Below are 26,619 nucleotides of genomic sequence, written 5' to 3' on the forward strand. Positions count from 1 at the left end.
TACACCTCTGGTTTAAATATAGAACATATAAGCTTCCTGCTCGCCGTCCGTGTAGCTCGCAAGGTCTTCTAACGTCGTGCTGTCCAGCACGTCTTTTACGGCGTCGCGGATGCGGATCCATAGCTCCCGCTTGGCAGGCTCTTCATCCTCAAGAACTTCCACCGGGCTGATCGGTCCTTCCAGCACTCTGATAATATCTCCGGCCGTGATCTCTTCAGGCTGCCCGCCGAGCACATAACCCCCGTAAGCGCCTCTGATGCTTTTTACGAGTCCGGCGTTTCTGAGCGGTGATACAAGCTGTTCCAAGTAATGCTCAGAAAGGCTGTTTGTTTGGGCGATGCTTTTGAGCGACGTCGGACCGTCTCCGTGCTTTTTCGCCAATTCGATCATAATGGTGAGCCCGTATCTTCCCTTTGTCGATATTTTCAATATGAACACCCCAGTCAATTCTAATTGTTAATTTATACAAGTAAATGGATATGAATAATCTGTTTAGTATCTTATAGACCAACTGTTATTATAACATAACTTATCCTAATTTTCATTGAAACACGGGGCCTGCCGCAATTCGCTTTTCTAATCGTCCGTTTTCCGTTACCCTGTATATGTAAGGAGAGATGTTCATGAAACCACTGGCGTATCGGATGCGGCCTGCCAATATCGAAGACATTATCGGCCAGGAACACCTGGTCAAAGAAGATAAAATCATCGGCAGAATGGTGCGTGCAAAGCACTTATCCTCCATGATCCTGTACGGTCCGCCGGGCATCGGAAAAACGTCCATCGCCACGGCGATCGCAGGATCGACAAGCATCGCATTCAGGAAATTGAATGCCGTCATTCATAATAAAAAAGACATGGAGATTGTCGTACAGGAAGCGAAAATGTCAGGCCAGGTCATTTTAATCCTTGATGAAGTGCACAGGCTTGATAAGGGGAAACAGGATTTTCTGCTGCCCTATTTAGAAAACGGCATGATTATTTTAATCGGCGCGACGACTGCCAATCCTTATCATGCCATTAACCCGGCCATCAGAAGCCGAACCCAGATATTCGAGCTCGAACCGTTAACACCCGATCTGATCAAGCAGGCATTGAAAAGAGCGCTTACAGATGAACACCGCGGACTCGGTTCTTACAGCGTTTCGGTGGACGACGACGCGATGGATCATTTCGCGCAAGGGTGCGGAGGAGACGTCCGCTCCGCTTTAAACGCGCTGGAGCTTGCCGTGCTTTCCACAAAGGAAGCAAGCGACGGCACGATCCGGATTACACGGGAAACAGCGGAGGAATGTCTGCAGAAAAAAAGCTATACCCATGATAAAGACGGAGATGCGCATTATGACGTGTTATCCGCGTTCCAAAAATCAATCCGGGGCTCTGACGCAAACGCCGCCCTTCATTATTTGGCCCGTCTGATCGAAGCCGGCGACCTTGAAAGCATATCAAGAAGACTTCTCGTGATCGCCTATGAGGATATCGGCCTCGCAAGCCCGCAGGCAGGCCCCCGGGTGCTGAGCGCGATTCAGACCGCAGAACGGATCGGCTTTCCGGAAGCGAGAATTCCGCTGGCTAATGCGGTCATCGAATTATGCCTCTCGCCAAAATCAAACTCCGCCATCTCAGCCGTTGATGAGGCGCTTAATGATATCAGAGCGGGTAAAATCGGTGATGTACCGAAACATTTAAAAGACGCCCACTATAAAGGGGCCCAAGAACTCGGACGCGGGATCGGCTATCAATATCCTCATGATTTCGAGAACGGATGGGTCGAACAGCAATACTTGCCCGATCCGTTAAAAAACAAACAATACTATAAACCGAAACAAACGGGGAAATTTGAAGCCGCCATAAAGCAAGTATATGAAAAACTGATGAAGAAAAAATAACCGAGCAAGGACACCCCATGTGTTCTTGTCTTTTTTGTTTGATACATACCAAACCGTCCCGTACAAGCGGCGGATTCAAATAAAAAACAGCCTTTCTTAAAGAAGGCTGTTTTTCTTTTTATTTATCTTTAACCCGTTTAATCTTGATGTCCTTTAAGAGCTCCATCACGACATGTCCGCCCATAATCAGACCGGCCACTGACGGAACCCAGGCGTTGGAAGACGGCGGCATTTGCGCTTTGCGGATTTTCGCTTCATCATTTCCGACTTCTTTTCTGACGTCTTCACGGATGACGATCGGGCTTTCATCAGAAAAAATGACCTGTACGCCTTTTTTAATGCCCTCTTTACGAAGCCTTGTGCGGACGACTTTGGCAATCGGATCAGTATGGGTTTTTGAAATATCAGCAATCTGAAAGCGTGTCGGGTCTGTTTTATTCGCCGCTCCCATGCTCGAAATCAGCGGAACATCCCGTTTCAGACATTCTTTCATCAGATGAATTTTATAATGAATCGTATCCGACGCGTCAATGACGTAATCGAGCGGATACTCAAAGAACTGCTCATATGTCTCTTCTGTATAAAACATTTTTAAGGCGACGACATCGCAATCCGGATTAATATCCGCGATCCGCGCTTTCATCAAGTCCGTTTTCGGCTGTCCCACCGTTGACAAGAGCGCATGCAGCTGGCGGTTTACGTTTGTAATGTCAACATCATCTTTATCGACAAGGACGATCCGTCCCACTCCGGACCTCGCCAGTGCTTCGGCTGCGAATGAACCGACTCCGCCGACGCCGAGAACGGCCACCGTGCTGTTTTTTAACGTGTCCAGCCCTTCTTTTCCAATCGCTAGCTCATTTCTGGAAAACTGATGTAACAAGAACCTCACTCCACATTCTGGTTTTATAAACTCGGCTTGTCAAAAAGCCGCTGGTTTCAGCGCACAAAAAATAAAGTCCCAATTGTGCCGTTGCAGCTTTCCTTCGTTTTGAACCCGCTCTCAGCAGGTGGGTGCCCTTTTTCAAATCTTGTAAGTCCTCTTTACCGAATGAAAAGAGGCATGTACGCCATTTAAAAATACGGGCTCCCAAAGCAAAAAAATGTTCGGTCAAAACTAGGTGTACAACTAACACATCAGGACTTTATTTAACTTGTCAAAATCATATCACAGCAGATTTTGATTTTCAAGAAACAAACTGCTGATCTTTACTGTTTCACTTTTCTTTTGACAGAAAGGTGAAGTTCTTCAAGCTGGGCGTCGCTCACTTCGCCGGGCGCTTCCGTAAGAAGGCAGCTTGCGCTTGCCGTTTTCGGGAAAGCGATCGTATCTCTTAAGTTTGTACGGCCTGCAAGAAGCATAACGATACGGTCCAGACCGAGCGCGATTCCGCCGTGCGGAGGAGCGCCGTATTCAAAGGCTTCAAGAAGGTATCCGAACTCCGCCTCCGCTTCTTCTTGTGTAAAGCCGAGAAGCCCGAACATTTTTTCCTGAACGTCTTTTTCAAAAATCCGGATGGAGCCTCCGCCGAGTTCATAACCGTTTAAGACGAGGTCGTAAGCCTGCGCTTTCATATCTTCAGGCGCTGTTTCAATCAGATCAAGGTCTTCACGGACAGGCATAGTAAACGGATGGTGAGCCGCATAGAAACGGCCTTCTTCCTCGTCATGCTCCAGTAACGGCCAGTCCACAACCCACAGGAAGTTGAAGAGGCTTTCGTCAATCAGGCCGCGTTCTTTACCGAGCTTTAAGCGCAGCGCACCGAGGGATTGAGCCACAACCTCAAACTTATCAGCGCCGAACAGGAGCAGATCGCCTTCAGAAGCATCCAGCGCTTCAGCCAGTTTTGCCTGCTTCTCATCATCAAAGAATTTCGCAATCGGGCCTTTTACGCCGTCAGCTTCAACTTTGACCCAAGCGAGACCTTTCGCGCCGTAATTTCCGGCAAAAACGCCGAGCGCATCAATATCTTTTCTGGAGTAGTCGCCGGCAGCGCCTTTAACATTGATCGCTTTTACAACACCGCCGTTGGCTACAGCTGATGAGAACACCTTAAATTCAGTATCTTTCACAATGTCTGATACGTCCGTCAGCAGCATGCCGAAGCGGGTGTCAGGCTTGTCGGAACCGTAGCTGTTCATCGCTTCTTCATATGTCATTCGCGGAAGCGGCAGCGATACTTCGACGCCTTTTGTTTCGAGCACGACTTTCGCCATCATCTTTTCCGCCAGAGCCATGATGTCTTCTTGACTCATAAAGGACATTTCGATATCAATCTGCGTAAATTCCGGCTGGCGGTCGGCACGCAGGTCTTCATCGCGGAAACAGCGGGCCACTTGATAATACCGTTCAAAACCAGATACCATCAGAAGCTGTTTAAAAATCTGCGGCGATTGCGGAAGAGCGTAAAATTCCCCTTCATGCACCCGGCTCGGCACCAAGTAATCACGGGCGCCTTCCGGAGAGCTTTTCGTTAAAATCGGGGTTTCAATATCAAGAAATCCGTTTTCATCCAAGAAATGGCGGATGGATTTTGTGACTTGATGGCGCATTTGCAATGTTTGAAACATCGCCGGGCGGCGCAAATCCAAATAGCGGTGTTTTAACCGGACGTCTTCAGAAACGTCAGCCGCCTGGTCACTGATCGGAAACGGCGGCGTTTTCGCCGTGCTGAGTACCGTCACCGCTTCGGCTTTAATTTCAATTTTACCGGTTTTCAGGTTAGGGTTCACCGTGCCTTCTTCACGGGCAGAAACCGTGCCTTCGATATCAAGCACATATTCGTTTCTGATTGCTTCTGCCGCGGCAAGTGCTTCTTTCGAGACGTCAGGATTGAACACGACTTGCACAATACCCGAACGGTCGCGCAAATCAATGAAAATCAAGCCGCCGAGATCGCGCCTTTTCTGCACCCATCCTTTCAGTTTGACGGTTTCGCCAATCGCTTTTTCAGTTATCTCGCCACAATAATATGTTCTTCCAAACATAGCGTTCCTCTCCTTCACTGCTTTTGATCTGCCTTTAACACTTGTATCAGCTCGTCTAACACCACTTCACGCTGCTCGCCTGTTTCGGCATCTTTTACATTGATTTTATTTTGGGCAAGTTCATCTTCCCCTAAAATCGCAATAAAGCGTGCGCCGAGACGGTCAGCCGTTTTGAATTGGCCCTTCATTTTTTTGTTTTCATAATCGATTTCACTTGAGATGCCCGCTTCTCTCAGTTTGTACACGAGGGAAACGGAATAATCCTTCGCTTTTTCTCCGAGCGTCACGATATAGCAGTCAATCCCCTGATTGACGGGAAGCTCTGCTTTCTCAGCGTCAATGGCTGCCAGCAGACGTTCGATGCTCATTGCAAATCCGATACCCGGCGCTTCAGGTCCGCCGATCTGTTCAACAAGCCCGTCATAGCGGCCCCCTCCGGCAAGTGTTGTAATCGCTCCGAAACCTTCCGCGTTGCTCATGATTTCAAAAGCGGTATGATTGTAGTAATCAAGTCCTCTGACAAGGTTCGGATCAATTTCAAACGGGATGCCGAGATCGTTTAAGTATTGTTTGACTTTCTCAAAATAAGCGGCTGATTCTTCATTTAAGTAATCAAGAATGGACGGTGCCGATTTCATCAGTTCATGTTCTCTGTCTTTCTTGCAATCAAGAATTCTGAGCGGGTTTGTGTGCAGGCGCGACTGGCAGTCTGAGCAAAATTCTCCGATGCGCGGTTCAAAATGTTTGACGAGTGCTTCACGGTAGGCTTTGCGGCTCTCCTGGTCACCGAGGCTGTTCAGCACAAGCTTGACATTTTTCAAACCGGCTTTACGGTAAATACTCATCGCAAGCGCAATGACTTCTGCATCCACAGCCGGATCTTTGGAGCCGATCGCTTCAATTCCGAATTGATAGAATTGGCGGAAGCGTCCCGTCTGCGGACGTTCATAACGGAACATCGGTCCGACATAATACAGCTTCGTCGGCTGCACCGGGTTCGCAAATAATTTATTTTCATTGAACGCGCGGACTGCAGCGGCTGTTCCTTCCGGCCGAAGCGTCAGGCTTCTCCCTTTACGGTCTTCGAACGTGTACATTTCTTTCTGCACGATATCTGTAGACTCACCGACGCCTCTTGCGAACAATTCCGTATGCTCGAAAATCGGCGTGCGGATTTCTTTATATTGATAAGTGCGGCACGTCTCTCTCATAATTTGTTCGACGAACTGCCATCTGTCTGATTCACCCGGCAGTATATCCTGTGTGCCTCTTGGAATGTGATATGCCATGTAACAGGCCTCCTTAATGTCTTTCTTCAAATAAAAAAACTCCCGCTCCTACTATACATGTATAGTAGGGACGAGAGTTATACCCGTGGTGCCACCCTAGTTGGAATGCTGAAGCATCCCCGCTCTGACCGTTAACGCAGGTTCACGTCCGCTGCCTAATGACTCGCAAAAGCGTTCAGCAGGGAACCTCCGGAGTGTTGTTTCGAGAAAGATGCAGTGCGGATCCGCTTTCAGCCCGGGACGGTTCCTCTCTTCTCCATGCATTCTGACCTACTCTTCTCCATTATCGGTTCAAAATCGTTATTTTGACTTATGTACATCAATTTCTATTATAATAATGGGATTGCACTCCCCTGTCAAGTTTTATTCCGTCTGTTTTTCCTTGCGACTGCATCTTTCGATAAAAGACCGAACTCCGTCGCCGTCTCTTCAAGAAAACCCGCCTTCTCTTTATCGCTCTGATCACTGAAGTGCAGATTTCCTTCCGCATCGTGCAGCGCGCGTCCCATTTTTGGTTGATATTTCATGATTTGCACACCTTTTCGCTGTATTTACAACTAGTATAAACAAACCATTTTATTTTTATTTAACATTCAACAAGGAAAATACGATATTATACAAGAATGTATTTTAGTTAGTTCAGAAAGGAGGACAGCCATGAATAAGAAAACTCTTGCTCTTATTTTATGCGGCGTCATCATCACGGCACTTCTTCCGTCATTTCATACCGCAATCGCCGCTGAGGGAGAAGCGGTTATCGCGACAGACAAGATCAATGTCAGAGGCGGTCCCGGCCTGAGCTATGGAATAAAGGCTGAAGTGAAAAAAGGGGAAAGATACCCGATCACAAAAGAAGAGGGAGACTGGGTACAGCTCCAGCTGAGTCCCGGTAAGACCGGATGGGTCGTTTCCTGGCTGATATCAAAAACAGCCGGAGGAGCAGACCATTCATCCGCAACAAGCGGAACGGTCACTTCCAACGACCCTGATCTTCGCATCAGAAAAGGCCCGGGGACATCATATGAAGTCATCGGCAAACTTCCGCAAGGCGCACATGCTTCTGTGCTGGACAAGAACAGCGGCTGGGTGAATATTTCTTATCAAGGCACAAGCGGGTGGGTTTCTTCCGAATACGTCACCGCAGACAGCGGCGGATCGGATACGAAAGCAACTTCATCCCAAAACGGTTCAAAGAACGGGACGGTAGGCGTTTCTTCATTGAATGTCAGAAGTGCAGCGTCACATGATTCAGCGATTATCACTAAATTATCACGCGGAGCAAAGGTTTCCATCTTAAGCGAAGACCACGGCTGGCTGAAAATTGAAGCAAACGGGCAAAAAGGCTGGGCAGCAAGCCACTACATCATAAAGGATTCCGACTCATCGGACACCCCGTCCGAATCGGGAGACGGCTCTGAGGGCTCAGGCTCCTCGAAAAAAGCGTATATCGTTTACGGCGGCACCAACCTAAGGAGCTCAGCCTCGACTTCCGCTTCTATCGTAAAAAGAGCGGATAAAGGCGCAGCCTATCCGATTGTCGGTTCAAGCGGCAAGTGGTATGAAGTCCGGCTGGAAAACGGACAAACGGCATATGTGGCAAACTGGGTCGTGCAAACGTCAAAAAGCGGTGAAGAAACAGGAGAAGCACCTTCTCCCAACACGTCAGGCGGCAGCGGATCGCTCAAAAACAAAACGATCGTCGTTGATCCCGGACACGGAGGAAAAGACAGCGGAACGATCGGCTACTCCGGAAAGTTTGAAAAAAACGTAACGATTAAAACAGCTAAGCTGTTAGCCGGAAAATTGAGAGCCGCCGGGGCAAACGTGTATATCACAAGGCAGGATGATACATTTATCAGCCTGCAGGCCAGGGTTTCAACGTCCCATTACCGGAATGCGGATGCCTTTATCAGCATCCACTATGACAGCTATGCCGATACGTCAACGAGAGGAAGCACGGCTTATTATTACAGTCCGTCTAAGGACCGCCAGCTTGCCTCAGACGTCCATTCTGAAGTAGCGAAGCGTTCACCTATTCCTGATCGCGGCGTTTTGTTTGGAGATTATTACGTCCTGAGGGAAAATAAACGGCCTGCCATGCTGTATGAGCTCGGCTATCTCAGTCAACCGCAAGAAGAAACAATCATACATAGCGGCTCTTACCAGGAAAAAGTGACAGACGGAATTGAAAGCGGATTGGAACATTATTTTCAATCATAAAAAAAAGCTGCCGAACGGCAGCTTTTTTATTGTTTAGAATCCATAATCAATGTAACGGGCCCGGAATTCGTCAGCTGAACATCCATCATGGCCCCGAATATTCCCGTTTCAACTTTGACTCCTTTTTCCCGAAGAAGTTCGTTCCACTTTTCATAAAGGAGCAGAGCCTGATCCGGCTTGGCCGCATTCATAAAATTCGGGCGTCTCCCTTTCTTCGTTTCGCCGTAAAGCGTAAACTGGGAAACTGATAAAATCTCTCCGCCCGTATCTAAAAGCGATAAATTCATCTTGCCGCTTTCGTCCTCAAAAATCCGGAGATTCACGATTTTATCCGCCAAGTAAGCGGCATCTTCCTCTGTATCTTCATGAGTGACGCCGACAAGCGCCATAATACCGGGTCCGATCCGGCCGGCGACAGCGCCGTCAACCGTCACACTCGCTTCTGTTACACGCTGAACAACTAATTTCATAGCAAGCTCCTTTTAGTTCATAACCCGTCGGACTGAATAGATGTCTCTGATCTGCTTAATCCGCTCGACCACTTTATGCAGATGATTGATGTTTTGAATAAAAATCGCCATATGAATCGTAGCGACTTTATTGCGGTCGGATTTGCCGGATACAGACGAAATGTTGGTTTTCGTTTCATTTACGGCCTGGAGTACTTCATTTAACAGCCCGAGACGGTCATACCCCAAAATCTCAATCTCAACGTTATATTCTTTGCGTCTTTGAACCTGTGATTCATGTTCCCATTCAACAGGGATCAGACGTTCCTGCGCTTCATTCGTTTTTACATTCGGACAGTCATCACGGTGAACGGATACACCGCGGCCTTTTGTAATAAAACCGACAATATGGTCTCCGGGCACGGGATTGCAGCATTTCGACAAACGGACGAGAAGGTTGTCGATGCCTTTCACGCGCACACCCGCTTCCCGTTTTCTTCCTTGCGGATACTGTTTCGGCTCGGAAGCGACTTCCTGAACGATTTTTTCTTGCTCTTCCTGATCACGCTGCTTCCGTTCTTTTTCAGTGAGCCTGTTGGCCACCTGCAAAGCGGTAATGCCGTTATACCCGACAGCCGCGTACATATCCTCTTCATTTGAGAAATTAAACTTGTCGGCAACCTTTTGAAGGTTTTCGAGCGTTAAAACATCCTTCACTTCAAAATCAAGATTTTTAATTTCTTTCTCGACAAGTTCACGGCCTTTTTCGACGTTTTCTTCACGGCGCTGTTTCTTAAAGAACTGGCGGATTTTGTGTTTGGCCTGCGACGTCTGAGCGAGTTTGACCCAGTCTTGGCTCGGTCCGTACGAATGCTTGGACGTCAGGATTTCAACGATGTCGCCCGTCCGGAGCTTATGGTCAAGCGTCACCATTTTCCCGTTCACTTTCGCTCCGATTGTTTTATTGCCGATTTCCGAGTGAATCCTGTAGGAAAAATCAATCGGCACAGAGCCTGACGGCAGTTCAATGACATCGCCTTTTGGCGTAAATACGTATACCATGTCAGAAAACAGATCGATTTTCAGCGATTCCATAAATTCTTCCGCGTCGGTAGACTCGTTTTGGAATTCCAGAATTTCGCGGAACCAGGACAGTTTTTTCTCAAATGTCGCTTCCTCGTTTGCAGCCTTGCCTTCTTTATATGCCCAGTGCGCGGCCACCCCGTATTCAGCGATCTCATGCATCTCAAATGTTCTGATCTGCACTTCCAGCGGATCACCCTTAGGCCCGATTACGGTCGTATGCAGGGACTGATACATATTCGGCTTAGGCATCGCAATATAATCCTTGAATCTGCCCGGCATCGGCTTCCAGCACGTATGAATAATGCCGAGTACGGCGTAGCAGTCTTTAATGCTTCCGACAAGAATACGGACGGCGAGCAGATCATATATTTCATTGAACTGTTTATTTTGCAGCGCCATCTTGCGGTAAATGCTGTAGATGTGCTTCGGACGTCCTGAAAAGTCCGCTTTGATATTCACTTCTTCGACGCGTTTTTTCACTTCATTGACAACCTCTTCGACATAAAGTTCGCGTTCCGCGCGCTTTTTCTTCATGAGGTTGACGATTCTGTAGTATTGCTGAGGATTCAAATAACGGAGAGCGGTGTCTTCAAGCTCCCATTTAATTTTCGAAATCCCGAGCCGATGTGCCAGCGGAGCGAAAATTTCCAGCGTCTCATTTGAAATTCTCCGCTGCTTTTCCTGCGGAAGATGCTTTAACGTCCGCATATTATGAAGGCGATCCGCCAGCTTGATCAATATGACTCTGATATCCTGAGCCATAGCGACAAACATTTTTCGGTGGTTTTCCGCCTGCTGCTCTTCTTGAGATTTATACTTAATTTTACCGAGCTTCGTTACACCGTCGACAAGCATCGCCACTTCTTCAGAAAATGCTTCCTTCAGGTCATCGAGGGTGACATCCGTGTCTTCCACCACATCATGCAGAAAACCGCCCGCAATCGTGGAAGGGTCCATTTCCAGATCGACGAGGATTCCCGCCACCTGAATCGGATGAATGATGTACGGCTCACCTGATTTGCGGTACTGTTCGCGATGCGCGTCTTGCGCATACAGGTAAGCTCTCTCAACAAACGCAATCTGCTCCTCCGGCAGATACGTGCGCGCTTTATCTATTACTTGCTCGGCAGTCAATACTTGTTCGTTCGCCATGGAATCACCTTTTTTAAATGTAAACTGTATTAGTTTATTATCAAGAAAAAAACGAGAGATGTAAAGGGCAGAAGTTCAAAACACCTAAAGAATCTGTCAGGATGATGAAATAATAGGAAAAAAGCACCCTGACACGAGTGCTTTTTTCCATATGCGGTTAATATTTCATTAATGTTAAAATATCGTAATCGTCAAGCTTGTCTCTGCCGTCAAGGTAAGAAAGCTCGATTAAAAACGCAATACCGGCTACGACGCCGCCCAGTTCTTCGACAAGCTTAATCGTTGCTTCGATCGTGCCGCCTGTTGCAAGCAAGTCATCAGTAATCAGCACGCGCTGTCCCGGCAGGATCGCATCTTTATGAATCGTCAGTACGTCTTTTCCGTACTCCAAACCGTAATCGACTTTAATGACTTCACGCGGAAGTTTTCCTTCTTTCCGAACCGGCGCAAAACCGACTCCGAGAGCGTATGCAACCGGACAGCCGATAATAAAGCCGCGCGCTTCAGGTCCGACAACTAAGTCAATTTCTTTTTCTTTTGCATATTCAACAATTTGGTCAGTGGCGTAACGGTATACGTCGCCTTTGTCCATCAATGTCGTAATATCTTTAAATTGTACGCCTTCTTTCGGGTAATCGGGCACAATTGTTACGTATTTTTTAAGATCCATCTGTTCTATGTCCTCCTCGTACTTTCATAAGCCTCTGAACCTTGGTTCATCAGCTTATTCAGCCATTCCTTCAGCTCATGGGCCGCGGAATAATTGAGCTTCTGGTCTAATTCCATCAGCTGCTGTTTTACCTGGTAGGTTTGCGAATCTGCAAGGTCGCGTTTTTTCGCGCCGCTCACGACAGACAGCACACCATCTTCTATTTTAACAAAACCGAGATCAAAAAACACCTTTGTCATGAAATTGATTGTGTCAATTGACCATCCTTTGTGTCTCGCAAGCTCTGAACCATGCTTACTTAAGTCAAAATTGCCCCTTTTCAAGAGAAATGCGTAAAACCACTTGAAATCACTCCGCGATGGAAATGAGGACAGAAAATGTTCTTCATGATTGATAAAAACAAAATAAATCCGTTCCGGCTTCTTCCCGTCAAGCAAACGCTTGAGCCGCTCCTCTGACGGCGGCACATCCAGAAAGACGGCATACTTTCCGTCAAGCGGAAGAGCCTCCGCCTCGGATTCCGACGTGATCTGAACCAGCTCGTCCGGCAGCTCTTCGCCACGAAGTTTTCGGACAGTTTTTTCGTTAAAACTGATGAGCACCCGTTTTTCCTTCGGCAGCGCAGCAACCGTATCTTCCCACATCCGCTTGCCTCTGATATCAAAAAGCTGCCATTCCAGCACCGCAGCGTCTTTAATCATCAGCTGGGGTTTCTTTCTGTTGTTCCATTCATTAATGGACATTTCGCCGACAATGGAAATCGCTGATCCGGGGACAATTCCGGCTTCCAGCTCTCCTTGGTTAAAGCCGACGCAATCGAGAACGGCAGCATCATTTTTCACCGTCATTTTCACGTGATTTTTATTCGCTCCGATCAGGCGCACTTCATCAAGCACGGCGTTTTCCACCATGACATGCGGTTTAGGGTTAAGCATGCCGAACGGCGAGAGCATATTCAATTCTGTAATGCTTTCAACGGTTATGTCTTCGACGCCGCAGACAAGATCAACCTCCTGAATCGGGATAAAATCCTCTTCCGTAAGGGTTTCTTCAGCCAATTGATTCAGCCTGTCTCTTAAATCCGGCACATCTTCAGCCTTTAACGTCATTCCCGCGGCCATCGGATGCCCGCCGAAATGAGGAAGAATGTCTCTGCACTGTGAAAGGCTCGTAAAAAGGTTGAAACCCCTGATGCTTCGCGCCGATCCTTTGGCGATTCCCTGCTCCTCATCTATCCCCAGCACGACAGCGGGGCGATAAAAACGTTCAGCGAGCTTCGATGCGACAATCCCGACAACCCCCGGGTTCCAGCCGGCTTTTGCCACTACAATGGCAGACGGGTTTCCGTCTTGCTGCTGAACCATTTCAACAGCCTCTTCGGTCATGGTTTTCACCATTTTCTGGCGTTCCTTATTCAGCCGGTCAATATCCGAAGCCAATTCCTCCGCTTCAAACTGGTCTTCGGTCATCAGCAGGTGCACGGCGGGATCAGCCTGTTCTATTCTTCCGACGGCATTCAGCCTCGGTGCAACCTGAAACCCGATCGTTTCCTCATCAGCTTGTCCGATATCCCCGCCGGAAAGCTTAATCAGAGCTTTGAGACCCGGCCGATTTGTCGTCCGAAGCTTTTCGATCCCAAGTGACGCAATTAATCTGTTTTCATCGTGCAGCGGCACCAGATCCGCAACCGTACCGATTGCCGCTAAGTCCAGCATAGCTTCCGGCAAAGAACCCGTAAGCGCGTGGGCAAGCTTAAACGCCACACCGACGCCGGCCAATTCTTTAAACGGATAGCTGCAGCCCGGCTGCTTCGGGTGGATGATCGCAAATACGTCGGGAAGCTCGGGTCCCGGCTCATGGTGGTCGGTAATAATGACGTCTAGGCCCAGCTCTTTTGCGACTTCAGCTTCATGAACGGCGGCGATGCCCGTATCCACTGTAATGATAAGCGAAAAACCCCGCTCTTTTATGGAGCGGAAAGCTTGTTCATTCGGGCCGTAGCCTTCTGTGAAACGGTCGGGAATATAAAAGTCAACGTTTGCTGACAGCTGTCTGAGTGCCGTCAGCATCACTGAAGTGCTTGTAACGCCGTCTGCATCGTAATCTCCGTAAATCATAATCGGTTCCCCTTGAGAAACCGCCAGCTTTATCCGATCAACTGCTTCCCGCATTCCTTTTAATTCATACGGGTCATAAAAGTCTGCATCCTTTGTATGTAAAAAATGCCTTGCGCTTTCGGCAGTATCAAAACCTCTTTTTACAAGCAGCGATGCCACAAGAGGTGTTATGTCCAATTGTTCTGTGAGTGATTTGACCTTTTCCTGATCCGGCTGCTGGATTTCCCAGCGCATTTTTGACGCTAACATAAATTCACCCCTCAACCACCCTATTATACTAGAGCGGACTGAGGGGTTTCAAATGTTATTCTGATCCTTTTTTCTCTTCCAGTATTTCTTCCGGCGGTGCGGCCGGTTTTCTGCCGTCCGGATCAGCCGGCAATTCAGCAGCGGATCTGTTTTCTTTCCGCAGCATTTTAATTTCCCGCTTCAGCTTCATCACTTGAAATATACCGGCTGAAAATACGATCAGCGCTCCCATTAACACAGAGCCTAAAATGACTAAAATCAGCGGCCATTCAGCGGTGCCGAACAGATAATCAACCTCAACCGCCCGCACGTTAATGACAGCAAAAATGGCGACAATCAGAGTAAATAGTAAAGCGAATATAATAGTCCATTGTTTATTCATACGTCAGCCCCCAATTATTAATTCTTATCTTTTCCCTCATTTTCCAGGGATTAAACCCCGGTCTCAGGAAATCCGGGCCGTTAACTGCTCACGGACCAGCCTTTTCAATCCGCTTCTTTCCCCGGATAAGACGAGGGTGTCCCCTTCTTCAATTACAGTATCAATGCCGGGACTCAGCTGTTTTTGCCGGTTTTTCTTAACGATCGCAATAATCTGGACGTTGTAATGCTTCTTGATATCCAAATCTCCGATTGTGCGGCTGACAGCCGGTGCGCGGGATTCGGCTTTAAACCACTCAATAACGAGATCATCAAGTGCAACTTCCACAGATTCCAGCGCTTTCGGCTTATACGTCATCCCGCCTAAAATAGCGGAAATCTGCCTCGCCTCTTCATCGTTAAATTCAACGGATGCCAAGCATTCGTCATGGTCTTTCTCATCGAAGTAATAAAGCTCTCTTCTGCCGTCATCATGGAGAATAATACTGATTTTATCATGATTTTTCGTAATGATTTCGACTTTCTGGCCGATGCCCGGAAGTTCCGACTCACGAACATTCATAAGAACCCTCCTACATGTTTTTACAATGATGATTGATTATGTAAGCGTATGTCATTATAGCAAATGCAGGTTTTAAGTTCAACGCAGCCTAAAAAACAGACTGCCTTCTGCAAGACAGCCTGTTCCCATTTTACTCTTCGATTGATTTTTTCCCTTTAAATTCTTTTCCTTTCCATACAAGCCACAGCTGTGAAGCGATGTAAAGAGAAGAATAAACACCTGTCAATAAACCGACCAATAAGGCGACTGAGAAGTTCGTAATTGACGATGAGCCTAAAATAAGCAGCACGACGACTACAATCACAACGGTCAAGACCGTATTAATCGAGCGTGTAAAGGTTTGCTGCAAACTCAGATTCACGATGTGTTCCAGATCGGCAAATGACTTTGGCTTGCGTTTTTTCATCTGCTCGCGTATCCGGTCAAATGTAACGATCGTATCATTTATCGAGTAACCGATTATGGTGAGAATAGCGGCGATAAAGGTGACATCGACCTCCAGCCTTGTAATGCTGAAAAACGCGACGATAAAGAAAGCGTCATACAGCAGGGATACAATCGCGGCGACAGCCATTCTGTACTCGAAACGGATTGACACGTAAATAATGATGCCGATTGATGCAATTGCCACGGCATATAAGGCATTACGGGCCAGTTCTTTTCCGACTGTCGGCGATACCGTGCTGACATTCGGTTCAGCTCCGTATTTATCCTTAAAGTACGTTTTGATTTCAGCGATCTTTTCTTTAGATGGCTCTCCGACAAACCGGGCTGCGGCAACATGGTTCTCTTTACCCGAGAGCACGATGTTTTCCGGATCCATGCCGAGAGAGTCAAAGTCTTTTTCAACCTGCTGTGCCGTCAAGGCATGATTGCTCTGCACGTCAATCCGCGCGCCGCTTGCAAAATCGATTCCCAGGTTGAGCTTAAAGATCAGCAAGATGATAATTCCCGCAACGGTTACAACGCTTGAGAAAATAAAGAAGTATTTTCGTTTGCTCGTGAAATCCCATTTCTGGAATGCCGTATGCGGTTCAGTATTTTCGTCGGTCTTCTGAATATCCATAATGTGTTTTTTCTTGACGCCGAACCAGCCTTTTTTCCGGTCAAGCCATCTGCTTTCCACAAGAAGGGCGAGCAGGAATCTTGAAAGGAAGACAGCTGTAATAAAGCTTGTCAGTATTGACAAGATCAGCATCGTCGCAAACCCTTTTACAGAGCTTGTCCCGAAAATAAAGAGCACGACCGCTGCGATGATCGTTGTGATATTCGCATCGAAGATCGTCGCAAATGACCGTCTGTTTCCTGAACGGAAAGCCGAACGGACGGATTTGCCGAGTTTCAGCTCTTCTTTTATCCGTTCATAAGTGATAATGTTGGCGTCAACCGCCATCCCGACACCCAAAATGAGCGCCGCAATACCCGGCAAAGTCAATACAGCCTGCATCCAGTCAAACACTTGCAGCGTAATATACACGTATACAGAAAGCGTAATGACCGCTATGAGTCCCGGCAGTCTGTAATAAAGCAGCATAAATAAGAAAACAATTGCAATCCCGATGATGCCGGCCTCGACCGTATCATGTAAAGCCTGCTGTCCGAATTGCGCCCCTACTGAAGTAGAGTATTTTTCGGTCAGTTTCACAGGCAGTGCGCCCGCGTTTAAAATATTGGCCAAGTCCTTTGCTTTTTGAACGGTGAACTGGCCTTCAATCGTGACATCCTTTGTATTTAATTCCTGGCTCACATTCGGAGCGGATACATATTTCGGATGTTTTTTGCCGACTTCTTTTTTAAATGAATCGCCTTTTTGATAATCGAGCCAGATGACGAGCTGATTATTAGGCGCCATTTTCTTGACCTTTTTCGTCACTTCTCCGAACTTGTCCGCATCCTTCAGTTTCACGCTGACAATCGGTTCGTTCGTTGTCGGATCAAAAGTTTGCTTCGCGCCGTTTTCCACGAGATCAGAGCCGTTTAAAAGCTCTTTATCATTCGTGTCCCTGAATGAGAGCTGTGCTTCCGTTGACAGAATTTCGCGCGCCCTGTTCTGATTCGTGACGCCCGCCAGCTGTACGCGGATGCGGTTGTTCCCTTCAATCTGAATGTTCGGTTCGCTTACGCCGAGAACGTTAGCCCGGCGGTTCAGCGCCTGCACCGTGCTGACGAGCACGTCTTTTGTGATTTTATCGCCTTTTTTGACGGGCTGCACGTCGTACAGTACTTCAAACCCGCCGCGTAAATCCAATCCTAACGTAATATTATTGGCAGCCGGTTTTGTAAAATACCCCAGCCCTGTGCCGATTAATAATACAATCAGGAAAAACGCAATCAAGCGTCCTTTTTTCATTATGTATTTCCTCCTTAAACCTATGCCGTCAAATCATTATCTCAGCAGTTCATCCAAAGCTTCCTGACCTTCATCGCTTTCCAGCCAATTAGACGACTTAAAAGCTTCAACGGTTGCATAGTTCATAAAATCGCCAATTTTAACTGATAAAATATCGCCGGCCAATTCATACAGCGGCATTTCCTTTTTCTGTTTCCACTTTTTATGTATTAGGTATGACCATAAACTCTCGTGTTCAACATCATCGTATCCAAGGATTTTGAACTCTTCAAGTTTACTGTACAAAAAAGGCCGCAAATGATCCTTATACATTTCGGCGGGATGCTTCTCCATGGGCGCTCGCTCCTTTTTCCCTTTTTCTCGAAGACTTGTCATGCTCGGACGACATCGGCGCATATCTTTATTGTATATGATTCCAGGTAGTTTGAGAAGGCAGGGGTTATAAAATGGCAAAACAGACTTTTTTAAGGGGCACTCTTATTCTCATCGCGGCGGGGATGATTACAAGAATGCTCGGCTTTGTCAATCGGGTGGTCATCGCCCGGTTTATCGGTGAAGAAGGGGTCGGATTGTACATGATGGCTGCCCCGACATTTTTCTTGGCCACCACTTTGACCCAATTCGGCCTCCCTGTTGCCATCAGCAAGCTTGTCGCTGAAGCAAGCGCCCGGGGGGACCGGCAGAAAATGAAACACATTTTAGTGATGTCGCTTACCATCACCGGGATATTAAGTCTCATCTTCACGCCGCTGTTTTTATGCTTTGCGCCGATTATGGCGGAAACGATGCTGACTGATCAACGCACGGTTTACCCGCTTCTGGCGATTACGCCCGTCGTGCCTATTATCGCAATCTCCAGCGTGCTGCGCGGTTATTTTCAGGGCAGGCAGAATATGAACCCGCTGGCATTTTCCCAAGTGCTTGAGCAGATTGTGCGGATTTCACTTGTCGCGGTCTGTACGACAGTGTTTCTGCCGTACGGGATTGAATATGCCGCAGCCGGAGCCATGATTTCGTCTGTCATCGGAGAGCTCGCCTCTCTTATTTATTTATTCATTTGTTTCAAAGCTAAAAAAACAATCAGAATCAGAAAACAATTTTTCAAATCGATTGCAAATGGAAAAGAGACCTTCCGTCAGCTGATGAGCGTATCGCTCCCGACAACCGGAAGCCGATTCATCGGAAACTTGTCTTGGTTTTTTGAGCCTATTGTCGTCGCGCAGAGCCTTGCAATTGCAGGAGTCGCCACCGCTGCTGCCACCAGCCAGTACGGGGAGCTGACCGGATTTGCCATGACGGTTTTGACGCTGCCCAGCTTTATAACCTATTCTCTGTCAACGGCCCTTGTTCCTGCGATCAGTGAAGGAATGGAGCAAAAAAAGCTGCAGGTTGTCGAATACCGTCTGGAACAGGCGATGAGGCTCTGTCTTTTAAGCGGGGGCATTTCGGTGGTTATTTTATTCTCTTTCGCTGATGAGCTGATGTCCGTCATGTACGGATCGACTAATGCGGCGGTTTTTATTAAAGTCATGGCGCCGTTTTTTCTGCTCTATTATTTTCAGGGGCCCCTTCAAGCGGTGCTGCAGGCGCTTAATTTAGCCGGAGCCGCCATGATGAACAGTTTTATCGGCGCAGCTGTTAAAACAGGCCTTATTTTTGTGCTGGCGACCAGGCCTTCTCTGGGCATTATGGGCGCGGCATTGGCGATTGTGACAGGAATGGTGCTCGTCACCCTTCTCCATGCGGCCACCGTAAGCAAAGTGCTTCCGATCAGCATCAAAATAAAAGAATATGCGCTCTGTTTTGCGGTCATATTCATTTGCGGTTATGTGAGCCGATTCATAAAGCGCGCTGTTCATTTTTCAGGGTCAGAGGCTGTTAATCTTACAGGCTGGATTGCCATGACCGTCATAATATACATTGTGCTTCTGCTGTTATTCAGGCTGATTAAAAGGGAGGAGCTGATCCGGATTCCGGTCATCGGCAAGTTCGTGACGCGGTGAAACCGGTTAAGGCTCTCCTTTTTCATCTTTAAGATCAATAAAAAAAGCGCCGTCCGTAAACGTGCAGAATGATATAACCGAAAGATCCTGATATCCTCTTTTCGCTAAGTTTTTTTCGAGCCAGTGTTTATCTTTCCCGATTCTGTCCAGATGCTCGTTCTGAATGACCCCGTCAACGATAAGCGATGTTTCCATCTGCTTATCCTTATTGTTTTTCTTTTTGACGATTGACAGTTTGCCCGAAGACTCCAGAATGGCATATGATACGTCAGAAATCCTTTCGACGTTATTTTCCCTCAGCTGCATAAGAAGATCGTCAAAATTGTAGCGCTGCGATCTCATCGCCCGTTCGTCAATTTTCCCCTGTTTTATAATAATGGTGGGTTTTCCGTCAAGCAGCTGCCGTATTTTTTGGCTTTTGAGCGAGACAAAAGCAAGGCTTACTTGAATAATCATTAAAATGACAATCGGCACAATGGTATGCAAAAGCTTATCTTCTACATTTTCAATTGCCAATACGGCAATCTCGGCAATCATAATGGAAACGACAAGGTCTAAAATGCTCAGTTCTCCGATTTCCCGTTTTCCCATCAGTCTGAAAATCACAAGAATGATAAAATAAAGCACTATCGTACGAAACGTAATAATGAAAATATCTCCCATATCGCACCTCCAACGGTCATAGCATTTGCGATCCGCTCTGTTTTATGTAAGAAATGAACTGAAGATGATGCTTTTACGTCTAATCCGAACATTCAGAGAATACATTTAGAAAAAGACGGGCTCCGGCTTGTCATATCAGGCCGCAGAGCGGAGAGGAGATCAAAATGGAAGAAACGAAACAAGTGGGAAAAGGCGTCTTGTACGGCTTAGTGGCTATCTTTGCAGTGATGCTTCTTACGAGTCTGGCGATTTCACTGCTGCTGACGGTTACGTCAATGGAAGAGTCATCTTTCAGCTGGCTGGTCACCGCGCTTTCTTTTCTTTCTTTATTTGCCGGCGGTTTTATTTCCGGCGGCAAAGCAAAAGAAAAAGGCTGGATGATCGGAGCGTTAACCGCCGTTTGTTTCTCATTAATCATCTTGCTTTTTCAATATTTAGGGTTCGGAAAATCATTTACATCCGGTCAGCTTTTGTTTCATCTCGGCTTTTTGGGAGTCAGTATGCTGGGCGGGATTTTCGGAGTGAATTTGAAGGGAAGCAGATCAGCGTAATAAAAAAAGAGCGGATTCTCCGCTCTTTTTTAGTATGTATGAGCTTCGCTGTTATTCAGCAGAAGCTTCTCTGATTGCGCGGCGGTCAAATGTTAAACGGGTGTTATCACCGGTTTTAATGACGACCTTGCTTTCATCAATTGACTCAACAGTGCCGTGCAATCCTCCGATTGTCACCACTGAATCTCCTTTTTTCAGCTCTTCCTGCATCTGGCGTACGGCCTTCTGCTGCTTTTGCTGCGGACGGATGAGCAGGAAATAAAGCACTGCAAACATCAAAATAATAGGAACGATTGTACCTAAAGTACCCATCTGTTACCCTCCTTTCAAAAATGGTTTTATTTAGAAGCTTTTCGCATTTGGCTTATTATAGCCGTAACGCTCAAAGAACTCTTCTCGGAAATCACCAAGACGATCCTCTCGGATAGCTTGTCTGACCTGCTCCATTAAGTGTAACAGAAAATGAAGGTTATGGTAAGTTGTTAATCGAATTCCAAACGTTTCATTGCAGCGGATCAAATGTCTGATGTAAGCACGGGAGTAATTTTTGCATGTATGACAGCTGCACTCTTCGTCAATCGGTCGGAAATCGCGCTCATATTTGGCGTTTTTCATGTTCAGACGCCCTTCATTCGTGAACACCGTGCCGTTTCGGGCGATCCGGGTCGGCAGCACGCAGTCAAACATATCAACGCCGCGGATGGCGCCGTCAATTAAGGCATCCGGAGAACCCACACCCATTAAATATCTCGGCTTGTCCTTCGGTAAAAGCGGAGTTGTAAACTCAAGCACTCTGTTCATGACGTGCTTCGGCTCGCCGACAGATAATCCGCCTATGGCATAACCCGGAAAATCAAGTGAAACCAGGTCTTTGGCACTTTGTGTCCGCAAGTCTTCATACTCTCCGCCCTGTACGATTCCGAACAGCCCCTGCTCATCAGAGCGCCCGTGCGCCTCCAGGCAGCGTTCCGCCCAGCGGCTGGTCCGTTCCACAGAGCGTTTCATGTAATCATACTCTGCCGGATACGGAGGACATTCATCAAACGCCATCATGATATCAGAACCGAGGGCGTTTTGAATTTCCATCGCTTTTTCCGGAGATAAAAACAGCTTGTCTCCGTTTAAGTGATTGCGGAAATGTACGCCTTCTTCTTCTATATTACGAAACTTGCTCAATGAAAAGACCTGAAAACCGCCGGAATCCGTTAAAATCGCGCGGTCCCAGTTCATAAACTGATGAAGCCCGCCCGCTTCTTTTACAATGTCCTGTCCGGGGCGGAGCCATAAATGGTACGTATTGCTTAAAATAATACCCGCATCCATAGATTTCAGCTCGTCCGGAGACATCGTCTTTACCGTAGCAAGCGTGCCGACCGGCATAAATACAGGCGTCTCAAAGGAGCCGTGGGGCGTATGAACTCTGCCCAGGCGCGCTCCCGTTTGTTTGCATTCCTTTATAAGTTCATAACGTATCGGTTGTTCAGCCACTTTGTATGAGGCCTCCTGTCATTCAAATTAGATAATCAGCATGGCGTCGCCAAAGCTGAAGAAACGATATTCCTCTTCTACCGCATGACGGTAGGCGGAAAGAACATGCTCTCTGCCGGCAAGCGCAGAAACAAGCATGATAAGCGAAGATTTCGGCAGGTGAAAATTGGTGATCATGCCGTCAATCGCTTTAAATTCATATCCCGGATAAATGAAGATCGACGTCCAGCCGCTTGAAGCGGTAAATACGCCGTCATGCTCGCCGGCAATGGTTTCAAGGGTGCGCGTTGATGTCGTCCCGACTGACACGATGCGCCCTCCCGACTTTCTGACCTCGTTTAAAGAGGCGGCGGTTTCTTCCGTCATTTCATAAAATTCCGCGTGCATGTTATGCTCTTCCACATCATCCGCACTGACTGGGCGGAATGTGCCGAGTCCCACGTGCAGGGTGATAAATTCAATCCGCACACCCTTTTGCTTCAGCTCGTCCAGAATCTCTTCCGTAAAATGAAGTCCGGCAGTCGGGGCTGCGGCGGACCCGATTTCTTTTGAAAAGACGGTCTGATACCGTTCTTTATCATCAAGCTGCTCTTTAATGTAAGGAGGAAGCGGCATTTCACCGAGCGATTCAAGCACTTCGTAAAAAATCCCGTCATACCGGAATTCTATTTTCCGGCCGCCGTGATCAAGTTCCTCCGTGCAGACCGCTGTCAGCCGGCCGTCCCCAAATGTCAGGACCGTTCCTTTTTTTACGCGTTTCGCCGGCTTTACAAGCGTTTCCCATGTGTCATTTTCTTCCTGTTTTAACAACAGGAGCTCCACTTTCGCTCCCGTATCTTCTTTTGTGCCGAATAATCTGGCAGGGAGCACACGGGTATTGTTCAAGACGAGACAATCCCCTTCTTTAAAAAAGCTGACAATCTCTTTAAATGAACTGTCCGTCAGCACGCCCGTCTGTTTGTCAAGCACCATCAGCCGTGATGCGTCACGCTCTTTCAGCGGCACTTGGGCAATGAGGCGTTCAGGCAGTTCAAAATCAAATAAATCGACTTTCATCATTTCACCTTTATTCTGTCTATTGTTATTTCATTCTGCCGAAAAAATTGAGCAGGATGGATAGTATCACACTGATTACAATACAAGTAACAACGGGAAAGAAAAATGTGACATTTCCCTTTTTAACGAAAATATCTCCGGGCAGCCGTCCGACAAAGTGCCAGACTGCGCCGGCAATAAGCAAAACAGCACCGAGAACCATGAGAACCTTCGGAAAATCAGTCACAGGCAGGCGCCTCCAATCGAAAATGCTCATATACAGCCGGGGTCACGACCCGTCCCCTCGGCGTTCTCTGAAGAAATCCGATCTGCAGCAGATACGGTTCGTACACATCCTCTATTGTATGCGGTTCTTCGCCGATTGTCGCGGAAATCGTATCAAGGCCGACCGGACCGCCGCTGAATTTTTCAATCATGCCCATCAGCAGCTTGTGGTCAATATGATCAAGGCCGAGCGCATCGACTTGAAGACGTTCGAGCGCGTCGTGAGCGATTTCTTCCGTGATGCGGCTGTCGCCGAGCACCTGGGCAAAATCTCTCACTCTTCTGAGAAGCCGGTTTGCAACCCGCGGCGTTCCCCTTGACCGTCTGGCGATTTCCAGAGCCGGCGCTTCTTCGATATCCACTTCAAATACTTCAGCCGTTCGTGACACGATATCTGTCAGCTCTTCCTGCGTATAGTATTCAAGGCGCGACAGCACCCCGAACCGGTCTCTGAGCGGTGCGGTCAATAATCCCACTCTGGTCGTCGCTCCTACCAGCGTAAAAGGCGGAAGGTCAAGACGGACGGAGCGGGCGGACGGGCCTTTACCAATGACGATATCAAGGCAGAAATCCTCCATCGCCGGGTACAGCACTTCTTCAATTGAACGGTTCAGCCTGTGAATTTCGTCTATAAACAGCACATCACCGGGTTCGAGCGCTGTCAGAATGGCTGCCAAGTCTCCCGGCCTTTCAATGGCCGGCCCTGACGTTGTCCGCATCTCCACACCCATCTCATTGGCCACGATCGACGCAAGCGTTGTTTTTCCGAGACCCGGAGGCCCGTATAAAAGAACGTGGTCAAGCGTTTCCTGCCTCATTTTCGCCGCATCGATAAACACGCGCAGATTTTCTTTCACCTTCTTTTGGCCGATGTACTGGGCGAGATTCTGCGGCCTGAGGCTTTGCTCGATTATTGATTCATGGCTGTCTGCTTCACTTGAAACGAGCCGTTCATCCATGAACATCACCTTACTTTAATAATTTTTGCAATGCTTTTTTCACATATTGATCTGTTGAAAGCGCCGTTTCCTCTTTTAAGTGAGGAAGCACTTTTTTAATTTCTTTTTCAGCGTAGCCGAGAACCCTGAGCGCTTCAAGCGCCTCGTCAAGCGCCGTTTCAGCCTCTTGTTTTTCAATGCGCGCTTCATGATTGAACAGGTTATCAATCATTTCAGGCACGACATCGGCCAGTTTGCCTTTTAAATCAAGAATAATCTGCCGCGCCGTCTTTTTGCCCACACCCGGAAATTTCACCAAAAAGGCTTCATCTTCCTGTTCAATCGCTTCGATGACGGCTCCCGGATCACCGGAACCGAGAATGGCGAGCGCCCCTTTCGGCCCGATGCCGGTGACGTTCAGCAGCTTTGTGAAAAGCGCTTTTTCTTCCCTGGTTGAAAAGCCGTACAGAGAAAAGGCGTCTTCTTTTATATGATGATACGTAAAAATGGTCTCTTGATTGCTTACCTTATAAATAAACGGATTCGGAGTGAAGACCTGATAGCCGATTCCGCCGTTTTCAATCACGATGTATTGGGGAGATACGTAATCAATCGTCCCCTTCACGAATTCAATCACACCTATTCACCTCTTTGACTGCTTATCATTGTAACACAAAAACAGCCAAAGTCTTATAGAAAAGTTAACGTATGTTCGCTTTGACACCTTCCGTTCAGAAAAAAAAGACATGTGTCACATGTCTTGCGTCAAAGTCAGCCGCTGTAAGTCTTAATATGATCGATCACGCTCTCAAACTCCGCTTTTGTCCTGTACGGTATACCATGCTCCAAATGCTTTTGCAATCGGCTTTCCAACCGCTCTAAATCAATTTGGAAGAAAGACTGGATCGGCTCCGACAGCGATCCGGGACGGCCGTGAAAAGTGGAAATCACCCCTCCGTCCGTGACACCGATATAACCGTTTACCTTACTGAGCGGAGAAATATCATCAACATGCTTACGGAAAAGGACGAAACCTTTTTTCTGCTCAACAAGCGTCCAGCCGGCGTATGCGGCCCAAAAGTCTTCCATCGCCAAAACGGTTTCATCCGTATGTTCGATGCCGACATCACCGTCAAGATAAACCTTTTCCAGCTGGACGTGCACCCGAAGCGGCCCGTAATGCTCGACCTCTGCCCCGTATGCACTGTTTCCTCCGCAAATCAGGACTGCAGCTGATAAGATAAGCATAAATAAAAGACGCCCACCGCAAATTCGTTTCACCAATAACACCTCTTTATTCAATCAAACTCTTGATGCTAGTTTGACCAAAGATGCCGGTGCTTAACCGTTTTCTTTCTTTTGACGGTTTCGCCGAAAAAAAAGCAGCCCTCTTATAAAGGCTGCCCCGGTGTATTATGCCCGGCAGGCTGATATCAGTTTCATCTGTCCGGGCGTCAGTTTGAGTCGGCATCCTCTTACAGTCAAATACACAGTTTTTGTCCCGCAGCTTTTGTCGCGCTCCGTTTTTTTCATCCCGGCTCCTCCGTTACGTTTTATTTTGCTTTTATGTTAACAGCGCAATATAAAGAGCGTTTTAAGACTATGTAAAGAAATGATGAAAAAATACTGCCGGATGAAATCATCCGGCAGTCCCGTCTAACGGCTGTTTTTGTTCATGTCTTGAAGCTTTGTAAAAGTGGCGTTATCAGTAAATACTTGAATTGCGCGGCCGTCCGCGAATTTTTTGGCTGCATGTTTGACATGTTTATCATCATTTTTCGTAAAAGGATGATTTGTTCTGACAGCAATGACGACTCTCGTGTCAGTTACGACGACCTGACTATCCTGTACGCCTTTTACTTTTTTCACGCGGTTTGCAATTTTTGCCGCCATTCTGATGTTTTCGGCATTGTCATACCCATTATAAGACATAGCGGCCGGCGGCGTATTGGCGTTGCGGCCGTTATATGTGCCGTCCGTTGTTAACGGAACCCCGTTATTCGGCGCGTTTCGGTAAGACACGTTTGTCGTATCCCGGCGGCCGTTTCGGTTTTCCATCATTTCGGAAACAGGTCCTTGATGGTCCATTCCGTACTGGCGTCTGCCGTTATCATTGTCATTTGAATAATACCCGACCGGACGTGTTGTCTGATTGTAGCGTCCGTCATTCATGGCATTATTTGCTCCGCATGCCGTTAAACTTGCAGTCACGGCTAAAACGCCTGCGATCGTCATCAGTTTTTTGCCCAATGGA

General features: G+C 47.5%; 26 protein-coding genes, 1 other RNA gene and 1 other annotated feature. Of the genes, 4 read left to right on the plus strand and 23 right to left on the minus strand.

Translation table 11 applies throughout. The features are described from left to right. Positions 1 to 12 precede the first annotated feature (12 nt). A complete protein-coding gene (gene cymR / locus AADZ70_RS08385) occupies positions 13 to 429 on the minus strand; it encodes a cysteine metabolism transcriptional regulator CymR (RefSeq protein ID WP_003152730.1) in 417 nt (138 codons plus the stop codon). Positions 430 to 623: 194 nt separating this feature from the next. On the opposite strand from cymR, the gene AADZ70_RS08390 reads away from it, so the two are divergent. Continuing rightward, positions 624 to 1,889 (plus strand): replication-associated recombination protein A, encoded by a 1,266-nt coding sequence (locus AADZ70_RS08390; RefSeq protein ID WP_016938821.1) that lies wholly within the window; start codon positions 624 to 626, stop codon positions 1,887 to 1,889. Between the two features lie 118 nt (positions 1,890 to 2,007). On the opposite strand, the gene AADZ70_RS08395 is transcribed toward AADZ70_RS08390, so the two are convergent. The 5 genes from AADZ70_RS08395 to AADZ70_RS08415 all read right to left on the minus strand — a co-directional run bounded on the left by AADZ70_RS08395 (position 2,008) and on the right by AADZ70_RS08415 (position 6,693). Further along, the gene (locus AADZ70_RS08395) at positions 2,008 to 2,772 is read right to left on the minus strand and encodes a tRNA threonylcarbamoyladenosine dehydratase (RefSeq protein WP_016938820.1); all 765 of its coding nucleotides are present in this window, start codon (positions 2,770 to 2,772) and stop codon (positions 2,008 to 2,010) included. A 71-nt stretch (positions 2,773 to 2,843) separates the two neighbouring features. After that, positions 2,844 to 3,036, minus strand: a non-coding RNA gene (gene ssrS, locus AADZ70_RS08400) — 6S RNA. A 62-nt stretch (positions 3,037 to 3,098) separates the two neighbouring features. Next, positions 3,099 to 4,877, minus strand: a complete 1,779-nt coding sequence (aspS, locus tag AADZ70_RS08405) for an aspartate--tRNA ligase (RefSeq protein WP_099744690.1) — start codon at positions 4,875 to 4,877, stop codon at positions 3,099 to 3,101. A 14-nt stretch (positions 4,878 to 4,891) separates the two neighbouring features. Beyond that, entirely contained in the window at positions 4,892 to 6,166 is a 1,275-nt protein-coding gene (hisS, locus tag AADZ70_RS08410; protein ID WP_016938818.1) for a histidine--tRNA ligase, read from the minus strand. 63 nt (positions 6,167 to 6,229) lie between these two features. Beyond that, positions 6,230 to 6,462, minus strand: a binding site (T-box leader). A 60-nt stretch (positions 6,463 to 6,522) separates the two neighbouring features. Continuing rightward, positions 6,523 to 6,693, minus strand: a complete 171-nt coding sequence (locus tag AADZ70_RS08415; protein ID WP_016938816.1) for a YrzK family protein — start codon at positions 6,691 to 6,693, stop codon at positions 6,523 to 6,525. 130 nt (positions 6,694 to 6,823) lie between these two features. Here AADZ70_RS08415 and AADZ70_RS08420 point away from each other — a divergent pair, with 130 nt between their 5' ends. Beyond that, complete coding sequence (locus AADZ70_RS08420; RefSeq protein WP_047475552.1) at positions 6,824 to 8,386, plus strand: SH3 domain-containing protein; 1,563 nt, start codon at positions 6,824 to 6,826, stop codon at positions 8,384 to 8,386. Positions 8,387 to 8,412: 26 nt separating this feature from the next. Here the strand turns inward: AADZ70_RS08420 and dtd are convergent, their stop codons facing one another. The 8 genes from dtd to AADZ70_RS08460 all read right to left on the minus strand — a co-directional run bounded on the left by dtd (position 8,413) and on the right by AADZ70_RS08460 (position 17,735). Next, the gene (gene dtd / locus AADZ70_RS08425) at positions 8,413 to 8,856 is read right to left on the minus strand and encodes a D-aminoacyl-tRNA deacylase (RefSeq protein WP_016938814.1); all 444 of its coding nucleotides are present in this window, start codon (positions 8,854 to 8,856) and stop codon (positions 8,413 to 8,415) included. Positions 8,857 to 8,868: 12 nt separating this feature from the next. Next, on the minus strand, positions 8,869 to 11,073 hold the full coding sequence (gene relA / locus AADZ70_RS08430) for a GTP diphosphokinase (RefSeq protein ID WP_264818896.1): 2,205 nt from the start codon (positions 11,071 to 11,073) through the stop codon (positions 8,869 to 8,871). A gap of 157 nt (positions 11,074 to 11,230) precedes the next feature. Further along, positions 11,231 to 11,743 (minus strand): adenine phosphoribosyltransferase, encoded by a 513-nt coding sequence (locus tag AADZ70_RS08435; protein ID WP_003152714.1) that lies wholly within the window; start codon positions 11,741 to 11,743, stop codon positions 11,231 to 11,233. Between the two features lie 5 nt (positions 11,744 to 11,748). Next, the gene (recJ, locus tag AADZ70_RS08440) at positions 11,749 to 14,109 is read right to left on the minus strand and encodes a single-stranded-DNA-specific exonuclease RecJ (RefSeq protein WP_342007980.1); all 2,361 of its coding nucleotides are present in this window, start codon (positions 14,107 to 14,109) and stop codon (positions 11,749 to 11,751) included. Positions 14,110 to 14,164: 55 nt separating this feature from the next. Further along, a complete protein-coding gene (locus tag AADZ70_RS08445; RefSeq protein ID WP_016938811.1) occupies positions 14,165 to 14,491 on the minus strand; it encodes a lipopolysaccharide assembly LapA domain-containing protein in 327 nt (108 codons plus the stop codon). A 63-nt stretch (positions 14,492 to 14,554) separates the two neighbouring features. Next, positions 14,555 to 15,052 (minus strand): cation:proton antiporter regulatory subunit, encoded by a 498-nt coding sequence (locus AADZ70_RS08450; RefSeq protein WP_016938810.1) that lies wholly within the window; start codon positions 15,050 to 15,052, stop codon positions 14,555 to 14,557. A 130-nt stretch (positions 15,053 to 15,182) separates the two neighbouring features. Then, positions 15,183 to 17,402 carry a protein translocase subunit SecDF gene (gene secDF / locus AADZ70_RS08455; RefSeq protein WP_064777702.1) on the minus strand — a complete coding sequence of 740 codons (2,220 nt, stop codon included), beginning with the start codon at positions 17,400 to 17,402 and terminating at the stop codon, positions 15,183 to 15,185. Between the two features lie 36 nt (positions 17,403 to 17,438). Then, on the minus strand, positions 17,439 to 17,735 hold the full coding sequence (locus AADZ70_RS08460) for a post-transcriptional regulator (RefSeq protein WP_016938808.1): 297 nt from the start codon (positions 17,733 to 17,735) through the stop codon (positions 17,439 to 17,441). Positions 17,736 to 17,848: 113 nt separating this feature from the next. Between AADZ70_RS08460 and spoVB the strand changes: the two genes are divergently transcribed. Further along, positions 17,849 to 19,405: a stage V sporulation protein B gene (gene spoVB / locus AADZ70_RS08465; RefSeq protein WP_045926488.1), complete on the plus strand. Its 1,557-nt coding sequence runs from the start codon at positions 17,849 to 17,851 to the stop codon at positions 19,403 to 19,405. Positions 19,406 to 19,411: 6 nt separating this feature from the next. Here spoVB and AADZ70_RS08470 read toward each other — a convergent pair whose 3' ends face one another. Beyond that, positions 19,412 to 20,068 (minus strand): DUF421 domain-containing protein, encoded by a 657-nt coding sequence (locus AADZ70_RS08470; protein WP_099744700.1) that lies wholly within the window; start codon positions 20,066 to 20,068, stop codon positions 19,412 to 19,414. Between the two features lie 164 nt (positions 20,069 to 20,232). Between AADZ70_RS08470 and AADZ70_RS08475 the strand changes: the two genes are divergently transcribed. After that, positions 20,233 to 20,619, plus strand: a complete 387-nt coding sequence (locus AADZ70_RS08475; protein ID WP_016938805.1) for a TIGR04086 family membrane protein — start codon at positions 20,233 to 20,235, stop codon at positions 20,617 to 20,619. A 51-nt stretch (positions 20,620 to 20,670) separates the two neighbouring features. Here AADZ70_RS08475 and yajC read toward each other — a convergent pair whose 3' ends face one another. From yajC to AADZ70_RS08515, 8 genes are all read right to left on the minus strand, one after another. After that, entirely contained in the window at positions 20,671 to 20,931 is a 261-nt protein-coding gene (gene yajC / locus AADZ70_RS08480) for a preprotein translocase subunit YajC (RefSeq protein ID WP_012118091.1), read from the minus strand. A gap of 30 nt (positions 20,932 to 20,961) precedes the next feature. Beyond that, positions 20,962 to 22,107, minus strand: a complete 1,146-nt coding sequence (tgt, locus tag AADZ70_RS08485; protein WP_342007981.1) for a tRNA guanosine(34) transglycosylase Tgt — start codon at positions 22,105 to 22,107, stop codon at positions 20,962 to 20,964. Between the two features lie 27 nt (positions 22,108 to 22,134). Next, positions 22,135 to 23,163: a tRNA preQ1(34) S-adenosylmethionine ribosyltransferase-isomerase QueA gene (gene queA, locus AADZ70_RS08490; protein ID WP_342008053.1), complete on the minus strand. Its 1,029-nt coding sequence runs from the start codon at positions 23,161 to 23,163 to the stop codon at positions 22,135 to 22,137. Positions 23,164 to 23,188: 25 nt separating this feature from the next. Next, positions 23,189 to 23,389 (minus strand): DUF2905 domain-containing protein, encoded by a 201-nt coding sequence (locus AADZ70_RS08495; RefSeq protein WP_003152687.1) that lies wholly within the window; start codon positions 23,387 to 23,389, stop codon positions 23,189 to 23,191. Beyond that, positions 23,382 to 24,386 carry a Holliday junction branch migration DNA helicase RuvB gene (gene ruvB, locus AADZ70_RS08500; RefSeq protein WP_045926484.1) on the minus strand — a complete coding sequence of 335 codons (1,005 nt, stop codon included), beginning with the start codon at positions 24,384 to 24,386 and terminating at the stop codon, positions 23,382 to 23,384. Before ruvB ends, AADZ70_RS08495 begins: the two co-directional genes overlap by 8 nt. A gap of 10 nt (positions 24,387 to 24,396) precedes the next feature. Beyond that, entirely contained in the window at positions 24,397 to 25,002 is a 606-nt protein-coding gene (gene ruvA, locus AADZ70_RS08505; protein WP_003152683.1) for a Holliday junction branch migration protein RuvA, read from the minus strand. A gap of 134 nt (positions 25,003 to 25,136) precedes the next feature. Beyond that, positions 25,137 to 25,613: an intercompartmental signaling factor BofC gene (locus tag AADZ70_RS08510; protein WP_032864880.1), complete on the minus strand. Its 477-nt coding sequence runs from the start codon at positions 25,611 to 25,613 to the stop codon at positions 25,137 to 25,139. Between the two features lie 408 nt (positions 25,614 to 26,021). Beyond that, complete coding sequence (locus tag AADZ70_RS08515; protein WP_016938799.1) at positions 26,022 to 26,615, minus strand: YhcN/YlaJ family sporulation lipoprotein; 594 nt, start codon at positions 26,613 to 26,615, stop codon at positions 26,022 to 26,024. Positions 26,616 to 26,619 lie beyond the last annotated feature (4 nt).

Origin of the sequence: Bacillus sp. YBsi01 (genome assembly GCF_038406745.1) — a bacterium.
GTDB classification, from domain to species: domain Bacteria; phylum Bacillota; class Bacilli; order Bacillales; family Bacillaceae; genus Bacillus; species Bacillus siamensis.